The following is a 12,682-nucleotide window of genomic DNA, read 5'->3' on the forward strand; positions in this document are numbered from 1 at the left end:
CCTCAGTCGAACGTGCCGCCGAGATAGTCGCTGCGGCAGGCACGTCGGGCCAGCTTGCCGCTGGTGGTCCGTGGGATCGAACCCGCAGGGACGATCCGCACGTCGCTGACCGGCACTCCGTGGCGGCGCAACACCGCGGCCTTGATCGAGTCGACCGCCGATGCCCGGTCGATACGTGCGGTTCCAGCGGCGCGTTCGGCGACCACCACGACCCTGTCACCGGTATCCCCCGGCACCGTGAACGCCGCGGCATAACCACGCCGGATCATCGGCGAGGCCTCGGCAGCGCTGGTCTCGATGTCCTGTGGGTAGTGGCTGAGCCCCGCCACGGTCAGCACGTCGGCGATGCGACCCGTGACGAAGAGCTCACCGTCCAGGTAGCAGCCGAGATCTCCGGTGCGCAACCATGTGCCGGCCGATCGAGCGCCCGCCGCGTGGCTACCCGTTGCCAAGGTCGAGTTGAGGTGAGCGCCGAAGGTGCGGTCGGTGTCCGCCGGTCTGCCCCAGTAGCCTCGGCCGACGTTTGCTCCCTGTAACCAGATCTCGCCGACCCGGCCATCGGGAAGCTCGACGGCGGTCTGCGGATCGACGATCACGGCCCACTGGCTCCGGGCGATGGCGCCGCACGACACCTGGGCCACGGCCCGCGGGTGATCGGAGTCGACCGCAACGGCGTGGCCGGCCGCGAGCCGTTCACGATCGAGGTGCACCACCGTCGCCTCGGCGGCGGGCTCGATCGTCGACACGAACAAGGTCGCCTCCGCCAGCCCGTAGGACGGCTTGAACGCCGTGCGAGGCAGACCGAACGGTGCGAACGCGTCGTTGAACATCCTGATCACGTCGATGCTGACAGGCTCAGAACCCACGATCATCACGACGTTCTTCAGGTCGATCCCCGATCCCTCAGCGGGTAGGCCGCGCTGAACCGTCCACTCGTAGGCGAAGTTCGGCGCGGCGGTCACGACCCGGCCGATACGCGAACCCGCCGACAACGCCTCGATCCAGCGCAGCGGCCGCCGCACGAACGCCGTTGGTGACATCAGGGTGGAATGACCGCCGTACACCGCGGGGAAACCGATCATCGACAAACCCATGTCGTGATACAGCGGTAACCAGCTGACGCCGTGGGTGTTCCGGTCGAGCAGGTCGATCGACAGGATCATCTGCAAGAGATTTGTGCCCACCGCGCGGTGAGTGATCTCGACGCCTACCGGCGCACGTGTCGCCCCGCCGGTGTACTGAAGGTGGGAGACATCATCAACGTTGACCGCGGCCGGCACGTATTGCCCTGCAGCGGAGTCGGGGACGTCGTCGATCACGATGACATCCGGGCGCATTGTCGCGGCAACCCTGGCGCCCAGGAAGTCGTCGATGCCGCCTCGTGCGGCGGAGGTGGTCAGCACAGCGGTGGGTCGCGCGTCGTGCAGCGCGGTGTCGAGGCGCTCTGCGTGACCTGGCAACTCCGGCGCGAACAACGGCACCGCGATGGCGCCGGCCTTGATCGCGGCGAAGAAGGCGGCGACGTAGTCGAGACCCTGGGGTGCCAGGATCGCGACCCGGTCTCCACGTCCGGCCACGCGTTGGATCCGCGCCGCGATCGCGCGCATCCGGACGCCGAGCTCGTTCCATGTCATCTCGAGGGCGCGGCCGCCTTCGGGTCCGGTGAAATCCAGATAGCGGTACGCGATCGACTCCCCGACGTTGGCGATGTTGCGGTCGATGAGGGAGACCAGGTTCACGCCGGGTGGCAGCACGATGCCGCCGTCGGCATCCAGGCAGTCGTCGATCTGCAGCAGTCCGTCACCGATTGCGGTGCTCCGCGGGCCGCTGCGACTCATGCCCCGCAGTCTAGGCGTCGCCGGCAGTTCGCCGGTCGTGATGCTCCGCACTCATCGGGATGCTCCGTAATCCGCCACAGCACAAAAACATTGTGTCGCAGTGCATTCCATGCGCGACTCGCCAGCGGTTAGTCGGCAGACGACTCCGACTCCGACTCCGACTCCGAGTCCGAGTCCGACGAATCAGGATCGCCGCTGTCCGAATCCGAGGCATCGGCGGCCGAGCGGGCGGGCTCGTCGCCGTTGGAGGATCGTTCATCGGTTCGCGAATCGTCCGTGTCCTCGCTCTCGTGGAGGTCCTCGGCGGCGTCCTCTTCCTCGGCGAGGTCGGCGTCCTCGTCCGTGTCCTCGGCGACATCGTCGTCCTCGTCGACATCGTCGGCAGTGTCGTCGTTCGAGTCGTCATCTGCCGACGGATCGTCCTCGAGATCGGCGATCGAGCGGTCGTCCGGATCGGTGTCGGTGCTGGTATCGATCGCGGTGTCAGCCGGCGGCGCGTCGATCCCCGCAGTGCTGACGTCGTCGTCGGTTGCGTCGTCCGACTGTGCGCCGCGTTCGGCCATCAATGACGTGAAGATCGGGGTGTCTGTGTCGTCCTCGGCGTCGTCCTGCACGGAGAACTGTTGCAGCACATCGTCATGCGACTCCGGGTCGATCAAGCCGGGATAGTCCCGATCGTAGGCGGAATCGATGATCGCCTTGAGAGGATCGTTGAGCCTGTCGGCGAGCTCATTGAGACCGAGGATCCGCAGGGGCTCCAGTAGTGGGATGTTCTGGCTCCGGATCAGGACGTAGGTCGTGTTGCCGTCCTGCCAGACCAGTTTCTCGGCGTTCTCGAGGTCGACGTCGTCGTACCGGGAGATGTGGACGTACTGGAAGCCGGCGAACGCATTGGCCAATGCGAGAAGGTTGAACGGGTCATCCGGGAAATCTGCCGCGCCGTCGTATTCGATGGCGATGTCGAGCACGGAGTAGTCGGTCTCCGGTGTCGGGTCGCCGAGGTCGTACACCGGGCGCACGCCGCCGTACTTGCGCAGCGGATTGGCGACGAGAACGAAGGACAGATCCTCCGTGGCGGGAGCGCCGGCCTTTCCGGCGTTGTCCTCCAACCATGCACTGGAGATGAGTGCCCCCTGGGAGAAGCCGACCACGGTGGTCGGGGCCTGCGCCGTCCTGATCGCCGAGGTGAGAGCACGCAGACCGTCGGCCTCCCCGACGACCGGCAATCCCGACAGGTAGCGGACCGGTGTGCAGGTGTTACCCGAGGATTCAGAGCAGTAGGCGCCCTGGAACATCTCGCTCATGTCGAAGTGGAGTGTGCCACCGGCCGTGTAACCAGTAACCGTGAGGACATTTGCTGTCAACATGACGTTCGGCGCGGTGATCGCACACGCCGCCGTGATCGATGCGGCTCCGGCAGCGGCGAGAATTCCGCGCACGTATGGTCCTTGTCGGTTGTCGCCCAGTAGTGCTGGGCAGCTGGCTGTAGGGGCAACCAGAGATTAAGCGACACCTGTCAAGTCCGCAATCGGAGAGGATGATTCAGATATCGGCACGGTCAGGACGGCCCAATCTCAGTTCCAGACACCATCGACCTTCTGCGGTGTCGGGTATCCGGACGGCCGAAACTGGGTGGGCACATCCGACGATGGCCGGTGAACTCGGCTCGCAGGTGAGGTATCCCGGGCGAACGCAAGGAATTGGTTTGCTGATGGGTGCATCGAGCCGCCCGGCATTTATCTGCCTGAGCTTTGCTGCACCCCGCAGTTGATGGCACGCGGACTTCAGCGGGCCGCCGGGTGAGCGTCAAAGTAGCTGCTGGTCAACATGTTTGACCACATCCCGGGCGACCGGCCCGGCCTGGTTCACGCGATGATGCGCACCAGATACGGAGTCATGTCCTTGGTGCGGACCGGCGAGACGGCCACCCCCGAGTCGGTGGTCTCGACCATCTGGCCATTGCCGATGAAGAGCGCGACGCTCTGAGTTCCCTCGGGGCCGTAGAACAGAAGGTCGCCCGGTAACGCGAGGTTCGGCATGACCTTCTGGCCGACCTTGTACTGCTCGCCCGAGGATCTCGGCAGCTTCACCCCGGCGCCGGCGTAGGCGTAAACCATGAGTCCGGACGCATCAAAGCCCACTGCCTCGATCCGTCGTGGCTCGGGGGCGGGTGCCGGGACGCCGAGACCCGGCGTGACGGTGGGCAGGTTCAGTCCGGGCGCCAGGTCGAGAGCCCCGGCATCGGTTGCCGCCTGATCAGGTTCGGGCACAGAGACGGTGCCCTTGCTCGGCCCCGAGGCGCCACCACCGCCGTAGGCGAACGGGACGCCGCGCTGCGAGAGCGCCCGCGCGATCACCAGGTCCACGGCCTTCTGGTTGGTGGCCGAGCGCGGGTCAGCGGTCGCGAGGCCAGGCGTCGCCACCAAAAGGGCAAAACCGATTACGAGGACCAGAACGCGTCGCATGGCACTTCCACCGCTTTCCCGATGCCGGCACCCCTGTGGCGCCGGACTGTCAGTGATTCACAACAGTCACTATGACCACTTCTACACCACGTGTCAGGGCGAATTGACGTCATCGCAGCACGGCAGAGCAAGGCGATGCAGGACTGGAATCGAACGGTGATCTACGGCGGCGTGCCGCCGTTTAAGGTGTGTGCCGGCTCACGCCTTGAGCGCCGCCAGGGCTGCGTCATAATCGGGCTCCTGCCCGATTTCGGGCACCAACTCCGTGTACGTCACGGCGCCGTCCGCACCGATCACCACAACCGCGCGGGCCAGCAGCCCGGCCATCGGACCGTCGGTGATGGTGACCCCGTAGTCCTCACCGAAGCCGGCGCGGAACGCCGAGGCGATCTCCACGTTCTCGATGTCCTCGGCGCCGCAGAACCGCTTCTGCGCGAACGGCAGATCCTTGGACACGCACAGCACTGACACTCCGTCCGCGGCCGCGCGTTCGTTGAAAGTGCGGACGCTGGCAGAACAGACCGGGGTGTCCACCGATGGGAAGATGTTGAGCAGCAACGGCTTGTTGGCGAAGCTGTCGGCCTTGACTTCGCCGAGATCGGTGCCGGTGAGGGTGAAGCCGGGCGCCGGCGATCCGACAGCGGGCAGTTCGCCGATGGTGTTGATCGCATTTCCCCGCAGGATTATCTGTGCCATGCGACCAGTCTGCCAAGCGCCCTCCGCGGTGTCGCGTCTGGGTGTGGACCTCAGGCGGTCGACGGTGCGGGTCTGCCGTACATCTTCGCGATATCGGGCGAATCCAGCCAGCCCGAATAGGTCGGCCGCTTCGGCCAACCCTCAGGTGAATCCTGCCATTCCTCCTGCCGGCCGTACGGGAGCACGTCGATGAGCGGAAACGTATGGCTGAGCTGCTCGGTCCCTCGGCCGTTGGTATGCCAGGTCCGGTACACGGTGTCACCGTCGCGCAGAAACACATTGACCGCGAACCCGGTGCCGGGCGCCGCGTCGACATCGGAGGCGAACGGACTGTCCGACGACGAGTACCAGTCCATCGTGTTGCCGACCCTCTCACGGTAGGCCAGCGCCTCGTCGATCGGTCCCGCGGTCACGATCACGAACCGCGCGTCGTAGCTGCCGAGGAAGTCGAGCCGGGTGAATTGTGAGGTGTAGCCGGTGCACCCTCCGCACTGCCACTCGGCACCGTCACTCCACATGTGGTTGTAGACGATGAGCTGCGAGCGCCCGCCGAAGATGTCGGCGAATCGGATCGGCCCGTCCGCCCCGATCAACGTGTAGTCCGGCATCTCGACCATCGGCAGCCGGCGCCGTTGCGCGGCGATCGAGTCGAGTTCGCGGGTGGCGGCCTTCTCCCGCTCCCGTAGCTTGTCGAGTTCCTCGCGCCAGGTCTGGACATCCGCCACGGGCGGCAGGGCATTGGTCTCGGTCATGGAAGTCACTCTCCGGCAGGTCGGTCGGTGTGGTCATCGGTATTGACCAACGGCGAGCCGTTTACTCATCGCTGACAGGATGATCGTCATGACCCAGACCAACAACGCATCGCCGAGGATCGGCCCGGCTGACCCTGATTCGTGGTCCACCCGCCTGTGGACGGAGATCGGTCCGATCTTCACGTCGATCACGGCACACCCGTTCGTCACGGGGCTCACCGACGGCAGCCTCGATCCCGAGGCCTTCGCGCACTATGTCGCGCAGGACGTCCACTACCTGCGTGCCTACGCTCGCGCACTTGCGGTGGTGGCGGCGAAGGCGCCCACGCTGGCCGATACGGCGGTGTTCGCCCGGCACGCCGCCGAGGTCTTCGACGTGGAACTGGCGCTGCACGGTGAGCTGCTGCCCGCGCTCGGGCTGAGCCAGGACGCCGTCGACGCGGCTCCGGTGTCTCCCACCACCCAGGCCTACAACAGCTATCTGCTGGCCACCGTCTACAGCGGCAGCTTCGCGGACGGGTTGGCCGCGGTGCTCCCCTGCTACTGGATCTACGCAGAGGTCGGAGCCGAACTGATGGAGCGGGGCTCGACCGACGCCCGCTATCAGCGCTGGATCGACAGCTACGGAGGCGAGGAGTTCGCCGCGACCGTCACCGAGGTCCTCGGCCTGGCCGATCGGACCGGCCCGGGCCTCACTCCGGTGGACGAGTCGGGTGCGCGCGCGCACTTCGTCACGACGTCGCGCTACGAGTGGATGTTCTTCGACGCGGCCCACCGGCGAGAAGCCTGGCCGGTATGAACCTGGGATACGGCCGGACGGCGGGCGCCGTTCGTCCCCAGTGGCTATGCTGGCGGCTTTCCTCACGACCGCGCAGACGACGCCGAGGAGGCCGAGGAAAGTAATGCCCGCCGATGCTGCCGCACCGCCTCCCCCGAAGTCCGCGGGCGGGCACATCCGGCTGACCTCGCACAGCGGTGGCGCCGGCGCCCCGGCCATCGTCTGGGGTGCTCCCACGGCGGCGCTGCGTGGTCCCGTCGTCGGAACCACGGCCACCCGGGCCCATCGAAATGTCATCGGAACCCACAGCGGCGCCTACGGCGTCTACCGCGCATTGGCCGTCGCGGCGGGGTCGCTGTCGCGTGACCACCGTGCGGATCTGACCAACACCTCGCCCACGGATATCGTCGGCCCCCACCCGCAATGGGGCGACGCCGCGTCGATCGTCAGCCTGGATCCGTGGGGCGCGATGGTGGCCGAGGTCTTCGCCGACGAACTCGCCGCCGGACTCGACATCCGTCCCACGATCGCGGTCACCAAGGCGCAGGTGATCCTGCCCGAGATCGGGGAGGCGATCCTCAAGGGGCGCCTCATCCCGGACGAACGGGTACTGCTCCCGACCGGGGCAGCGCAGGTGACCAAGGCCGCGATCGAACCGGTGTGGCATCTACCCGGTGTGGCGCGGCGCTTCGGCTGCAGTGAAACCGAGCTGCGGCGAGCGCTTTTCGAAGAGACCGGCGGCATGTACCCGGAGTTGGTGACTCGGTCGGATCTCGAGGTGTTCCTGCCGCCCATCGGCGGCCAGACCATCTATATCTTCGGCGACCCCCGTGGCCTTGCCGATCCGGCCGTGGAACTGACAGCCCGGGTGCACGACGAGTGCAACGGTTCGGACGTGTTCGGATCTGACATCTGCACCTGCCGGCCCTATCTCACCCACGCGATCGAAGAGTGCATCCTGGGGGCGCAGCGCGGCGGGGTCGGCCTGGTCGCCTATTCGCGCAAAGAGGGGCGCGCACTCGGCGAGGTGACGAAGTTCCTGGTCTACAACGCACGCAAACGCCAGGTCGGCGGCGACACCGCCGACCAGTACTTCGCCCGCACCGAATGTGTTGCGGGCGTGCAGGACATGCGGTTCCAGGAACTCATGCCCGACGTCCTGCACTGGCTCGGCATCAGCAAGATCGACCGGTTGGTGTCGATGAGCAACATGAAGTACGACGCGATCACCGGGTCCGGCATCGCGGTCGGTGAGCGGGTGTCGATCCCCGATGCGCTCATCCCCGCCGACGCCCAGGTCGAGATCGACGCGAAGACGGCGGCCGGCTACTACACCCCCGGGGCGGCACCCGACGCCACCGAACTCAGGAAGGTCAAGGGCAGGGGCCTGGACGCATGAACGCGCGCAGCGGTGCGGACTCCGATCTGCGCGCGACGCTGCCGGCCGATGCCGCCGCGATGCTGCGCACCACCGATGCGGTGCGCACCCGGTCTGCGCAACTACTCGACCGGGCCCGTGCGGGTGAATCACGCTGGTTCACGGTGCACGACGACGCGTTGCGCTCTGCTGCCGACGAGGTCACCTCCGTCACCTCCACCCGCTACCCGGACCTGGTGATCCCCTACCACAGCCGGTGGCGTCATTTCGAGGCCGGCGGAGTGGACCGTCGTGCCGAACTCGATCGTCTGCTCGACTCGTCCGGTCGCCACGAACGGGCGCGGGCCATGATCGATGTGGCGGTGATCAGTGTGCTCCTCGACGCCGGCGCCGGAGCCGACTGGAGCTTTGCCGAGCACCGGGGCGACACCACATGTCGGTTCACCCGGTCGGAGGGCCTGGCCGTCGCGAGCTGGCACGGGTTCGTCACCGGGGTGTTCTCCAGCGATCCGGCGCAGCCGCTGAGGGTCGACGCGGCCGGACTGCGTGCGATGACCGAGGACCGCCTGGCCCGGATGCTCCAGGTGAGGCCGGACAATCCGCTGGTCGGTCTGTCCGGCCGAGTGCAGCTGGTGCGCCGCCTCGGTGACGCGCTGGCCGCCCATCCTGACGTGTTCGGCGCTCAGGGCAGACCCGGCGGGCTCTTCGACGCGCTCGCCAAAGCGGGCGATGAAGTCGATGCCGGTGACATCCTGATGCACCTGCTCACCTCCCTGTCGCCGATCTGGCTGTCGGACAACACCATCGGTGCTGAGGCGCTGGGCGACTGCTGGCGCCACGACGCGGTGACAGGTCCCGGCCTGACAGCCGGATGGCTGCCGCTGCACAAACTGTCGCAGTGGCTGACCTACTCGCTGATCGAGCCGTTCAGCTGGGCCGGGGTGACGGTGACCGGAGTGGATGCCCTGACCGGACTGCCCGAGTACCGCAACGGCGGGCTGCTGCTGGACACCGGGGTGCTCCGGTTGCGGGAGCACGGATATGCCATGCGCACCTGGACTCCCGCCGATGAACTCGTCGTCGAGTGGCGGGCACTGACGGTGGCGCTGCTCGACGAACTGGCGCCGCTGGTGCGTTCCCGCTTGGGGTTGACCGCCGCTCAGATGCCGCTGGCCTGCGTGCTCGAGGGCGGCACCTGGGCAGCGGGCCGTGCGATGGCGCAACGCCTGCGTGACGGTCTTCCGCCGCTGGTCATCGCCAGCGACGGCACGGTTTTCTGAAAGGGGCCAGGAGGCTACATGAGCAGCATCAGCGCGGGCGGGGTGCATCTTGTCGAGCACCCCTTGATCCAGCACAAGATCACCCTGCTGCGCCGAAAGGACATTTCCACCAACAGCTTTCGTCGGCTGGTGCAGGAGGTGTCGGTCCTGATGGCCTACGAGGTGTTGCGCGAGATCGCCACGCACGAGGTCGAGATCGAGACTCCGATGGAGCGCACCACCGGCCGGATGATCGACGGCAAGAAGCTGGTGTTCGTGTCGATCCTGCGGGCGGGGACCGGGATTCTGGACGGCATGCTCGAGGTGGTCCCATCGGCCCGCGTGGGTCATATCGGTCTCTACCGGGACCCGAAAACCCTTGTTGCGGTGGAATATTACTTCAAGATGCCCGGCGAACTGCACGAACGCGACGTTGTCGTCGTCGATCCGATGCTGGCCACCGGCCACTCGGCGGTGGCTGCGGTGGACCGACTGCGCGAGCACGACCCGAAGTCGATCAAGTTCGTCTGCCTACTGACCTGTCCCGAAGGTATCGCCGCGATGGCGGACGCCCACCCCACCGTGCCGATCTACACTGCCGCGATCGACCGGCAACTCGATGAGCACGGCTATATCCTGCCGGGGCTCGGCGACGCAGGCGACCGCATCTTCGGCACCAAATAGCACCCACCCAACCAACCCGAAGTGGCTCCCACCGCGGTGGCATGCGCCGTACTGTGAGTTATGGCCATCATCGAAGCTGACCTCCAACCGCAGACGCCGTTCGAGCGGGATGTCGCCGAAACGCAGAGCTATTTCGACAGTCCCCGTTTCGAGGGGATCATCCGTCTCTTCACCGCCCGGCAGGTCGCCGAGCAGCGCGGCACGATCCCCTCCGACTACGCGGTAGCCCGAGAGGCTGCCACGGCGTTCTATCCGCACCTGCGTCGGCTCTACGAGCAGGGCAAGAGCATCACCACCTTCGGCCCCTACTCCCCCGGCCAGGCCGTGGCGATGAAACGGATGGGCATCGAGGGCATCTATCTCGGCGGCTGGGCCACCTCCGCCAAGGGCTCCATCAGCGAGGATCCCGGACCCGACCTCGCGAGCTATCCGCTGAGCCAGGTGCCGGAGGAGGCTGCCGGCCTGGTCCGGGCGCTATTGACCGCAGACCGCAATCAGCAGTACCTGAGGTTGCGGATGACCGACGACCAACGCAAGACGACGCCCGCCTACGACTACCGGCCCTTCATCATCGCCGACGCCGACACCGGCCACGGTGGTGATCCGCACGTGCGCAACCTGATCCGCCGCTTCGTCGAGGCGGGAGTGCCGGGCTACCACATCGAGGACCAGCGGCCGGGAACGAAGAAGTGCGGCCATCAGGGCGGCAAGGTGCTGGTGCCGTCGGACGAACAGATCAAGCGGCTCAACACCGCCCGGTTCCAGCTGGACATCATGCGTGTGCCGGGGATCATCGTCGCACGCACCGACGCCGAGGCGGCGAACCTGATCGACAGCCGCGCCGACGAGCGGGACCAGCCGTTCCTGCTGGGCGCCACCAATCTGAAGATCCCGCCCTACAAGTCGTGCTTCCTGGCGATGATGCGGCGCTTCTACGACCAGGGCCTGACCGAGTTGAACGGTCATCTGCTCTACGCACTGCCCGACGCGGAGTACGCGACAGCGGAGGCATGGCTCGAGCGGGTCGGCCTGCTGACAGTGATCGACGAGACCGCTGCCGGCTGGCAGGACGGCACCGAGCCGTCCGTCGACGCCGCCTTCGACACCGTGGAGTCGCGCTTCGTCGACGCCTGGCAGGAGGAGGCCGGTCTCAACACCTACGGCGACGCGGTGGCCGAGCTTCTGGAGTTCCGCGACCGTGAAGGCGAGCCGTCGGACATGAGCGTCGCGGAGTGGCGCGAGTTCGCCGAACGGGCACCGCTGAATTCGGCCCGGGACAAGGCCAGGGCGTTGGGGGCCGACGTCGCCTGGGACTGTGAGCGGGTCAAGACGCCCGAGGGCTACTACCAGGTGCGCGGCGGAATCCCGTACGCGATCGCCAAGTCGCTGGCGGCAGCCCCGTTCGCCGACATCCTCTGGATGGAGACCAAGACCGCCGACCTGGCCGACGCCAAGCAGTTCGCCGACGCGGTCCACGCCGTCTACCCCGACCAGATGCTCGCCTACAACCTGTCGCCGTCGTTCAACTGGGACACCACCGGCATGACCGACGAGGAGATGCGGGCGTTCCCCGAGGAACTCGGCAAGATGGGGTTCGTCTTCAACTTCATCACCTACGGCGGCCATCAGGTCGACGGGGTCGCCTCCGAGGAGTTCGCGACCTCGCTCCGCCAGGAGGGCATGCTGGCGTTGGCGCGGCTCCAGCGCAAGATGCGACTGGTCGAATCGCCCTATCGCACACCACAAACCCTCGTCGGAGGGCCGCGCAGCGACGCCGCGCTGGCTGCGTCGTCCGGCCGGACGGCGACGACCAAATCGATGGGCAAGGGTTCGACCCAGCATCAGCACCTGGTGCAGACCGAGGTGCCCAAGAAGCTGCTGGAGGAATGGCTGGCACTGTGGAGCGAGCACAACAAGCTTCCCGAGAAGCTCAGTGTGCAGCTGCGGCCCAGGCGCGCCGGCTCCGATGTGCTCGACCTGGGGATCTACGGTGACGGCGCCGACCCGTTGGCCAACGTCGTCGTCGACCCGATCAAGGACCGGCACGGGCGCAGCATCTTGACCGTGCGCGACCAGAACACCTTCGCCGAGCACCTGCGCCAGAAGCGACTGATGGACGTGATCCATCTCTGGCTGATCCATCGGTTCAAGGCCGAGATCGTCTACTACGTCACGCCCACCGAGGACAACATCTACCAAACCGAGAAGATGAAGTCCCACGGGATCTTCAGCGACGTCTACCAGGAGGTGGGCGAGATCATCGTCGCCGACGTGAACAAGGCGCGGATCGAGGAGCTGCTCGCACCCGACCGGGAGGCCCTGACCCGCTTGATCAGCAAGCAGGACTAGCTCAAAACTCGCCGAAACTGTATTCCACGCGCCGATATTCGTCTTTTGGCCGCCTGGAATACAGTTTCGGCGGACGTGGGGTCAGAGGAGTTCGGCGGTGCGGCGGAGCAGACCGCGCCACCGGTCGACCGTGTCGTGATCGGTCACGGTGAACCGTTCGAGTTGAGCGTGATCGGGTCCCGCAGGCATGGGTGCCGCAGGCAGGTGACCGTCGATCGGGATCAGGGAACGGGCTTCGGCGACGATGTCGCCATCGACCAGGGGCCTGTCGGCCGGCCCGCAGGCGAATGGCAGGTCAGGCAGCACCGCCGCAAGTGCGACGTCGCCGGCCTGGCCGATGCTCGTCTGCCCGGTCAGGTTCACCACGCACGGCAACCCGAGCGCCTCCGCGCGGCGCATCGCGCGGCGGACTCCCCCGAGTGGCCCACACCGCAGCACGGCGATGTCGGCGGCTCCGGCATGTCGTCCGGCCTCGGTCAGCAG

Annotated in this window: 10 protein-coding genes and 1 pseudogene; 5 read left to right on the forward strand and 6 right to left on the reverse strand. The window is 66.8% G+C overall.

The features are described 5' to 3' along the window. Positions 1–2 precede the first annotated feature (2 nt). The 5 genes from WA965_RS10980 to WA965_RS11000 form a co-directional block, all read right to left on the reverse strand. Entirely contained in the window at positions 3–1,838 is a 1,836-nt protein-coding gene (locus tag WA965_RS10980; protein ID WP_526294185.1) for a fatty acyl-AMP ligase, read from the reverse strand. 128 nt (positions 1,839–1,966) lie between these two features. Beyond that, positions 1,967–3,277, reverse strand: coding sequence for a PE-PPE domain-containing protein (locus WA965_RS10985; RefSeq protein ID WP_526294186.1), 1,311 nt, complete (start codon positions 3,275–3,277; stop codon positions 1,967–1,969). A gap of 426 nt (positions 3,278–3,703) precedes the next feature. Continuing rightward, entirely contained in the window at positions 3,704–4,303 is a 600-nt protein-coding gene (gene ripD / locus WA965_RS10990) for an NlpC/P60 family peptidoglycan-binding protein RipD (RefSeq protein WP_526294187.1), read from the reverse strand. Between the two features lie 198 nt (positions 4,304–4,501). Then, positions 4,502–4,999: a thiol peroxidase gene (gene tpx / locus WA965_RS10995; RefSeq protein ID WP_526294188.1), complete on the reverse strand. Its 498-nt coding sequence runs from the start codon at positions 4,997–4,999 to the stop codon at positions 4,502–4,504. Positions 5,000–5,049: 50 nt separating this feature from the next. Further along, the gene (locus WA965_RS11000) at positions 5,050–5,751 is read right to left on the reverse strand and encodes a DUF899 domain-containing protein (RefSeq protein WP_526294189.1); all 702 of its coding nucleotides are present in this window, start codon (positions 5,749–5,751) and stop codon (positions 5,050–5,052) included. 79 nt (positions 5,752–5,830) lie between these two features. On the opposite strand from WA965_RS11000, the gene tenA reads away from it, so the two are divergent. The 5 genes from tenA to aceA all read left to right on the forward strand — a co-directional run bounded on the left by tenA (position 5,831) and on the right by aceA (position 12,199). Then, positions 5,831–6,550, forward strand: a complete 720-nt coding sequence (tenA, locus tag WA965_RS11005; protein WP_526294190.1) for a thiaminase II — start codon at positions 5,831–5,833, stop codon at positions 6,548–6,550. 103 nt (positions 6,551–6,653) lie between these two features. Next, entirely contained in the window at positions 6,654–7,928 is a 1,275-nt protein-coding gene (locus tag WA965_RS11010) for a GTP cyclohydrolase II (RefSeq protein ID WP_526294191.1), read from the forward strand. Continuing rightward, positions 7,925–9,187, forward strand: a complete 1,263-nt coding sequence (locus WA965_RS11015) for a DUF1688 family protein (protein WP_526294192.1) — start codon at positions 7,925–7,927, stop codon at positions 9,185–9,187. The genes WA965_RS11010 and WA965_RS11015 overlap by 4 nt, the downstream gene beginning before the upstream one ends. An 18-nt stretch (positions 9,188–9,205) precedes the next feature. Next, complete coding sequence (upp, locus tag WA965_RS11020; protein WP_526294193.1) at positions 9,206–9,850, forward strand: uracil phosphoribosyltransferase; 645 nt, start codon at positions 9,206–9,208, stop codon at positions 9,848–9,850. Between the two features lie 60 nt (positions 9,851–9,910). Then, on the forward strand, positions 9,911–12,199 hold the full coding sequence (aceA, locus tag WA965_RS11025) for an isocitrate lyase ICL2 (RefSeq protein ID WP_526294194.1): 2,289 nt from the start codon (positions 9,911–9,913) through the stop codon (positions 12,197–12,199). An 81-nt stretch (positions 12,200–12,280) separates the two neighbouring features. Here aceA and WA965_RS11030 read toward each other — a convergent pair. After that, positions 12,281–12,682, reverse strand: a pseudogene (locus tag WA965_RS11030) (O-succinylbenzoate-CoA synthase); the annotation flags it as partial.

Source organism: Mycobacterium sp. (assembly GCF_049683935.1).
Taxonomy (GTDB): Bacteria; Actinomycetota; Actinomycetes; order Mycobacteriales; family Mycobacteriaceae; genus Mycobacterium.

What these genes read in the sequence shown, in the direction of transcription:
- WA965_RS10980 (WP_526294185.1), bottom strand. Translation starts at nt 1,838, where the DNA reads ATGAGTCGCAGCGGCCCGCGGAGCACCGCAATCGGTGACGGACTGCTG.
- ripD (WP_526294187.1), bottom strand. Translation starts at nt 4,303, where the DNA reads ATGCGACGCGTTCTGGTCCTCGTAATCGGTTTTGCCCTTTTGGTGGCG.
- tpx (WP_526294188.1), bottom strand. Translation starts at nt 4,999, where the DNA reads ATGGCACAGATAATCCTGCGGGGAAATGCGATCAACACCATCGGCGAA.
- WA965_RS11000 (WP_526294189.1), bottom strand. Translation starts at nt 5,751, where the DNA reads ATGACCGAGACCAATGCCCTGCCGCCCGTGGCGGATGTCCAGACCTGG.
- tenA (WP_526294190.1), top strand. Translation starts at nt 5,831, where the DNA reads ATGATCGTCATGACCCAGACCAACAACGCATCGCCGAGGATCGGCCCG.
- WA965_RS11010 (WP_526294191.1), top strand. Translation starts at nt 6,654, where the DNA reads ATGCCCGCCGATGCTGCCGCACCGCCTCCCCCGAAGTCCGCGGGCGGG.
- WA965_RS11015 (WP_526294192.1), top strand. Translation starts at nt 7,925, where the DNA reads ATGAACGCGCGCAGCGGTGCGGACTCCGATCTGCGCGCGACGCTGCCG.
- upp (WP_526294193.1), top strand. Translation starts at nt 9,206, where the DNA reads ATGAGCAGCATCAGCGCGGGCGGGGTGCATCTTGTCGAGCACCCCTTG.
- aceA (WP_526294194.1), top strand. Translation starts at nt 9,911, where the DNA reads ATGGCCATCATCGAAGCTGACCTCCAACCGCAGACGCCGTTCGAGCGG.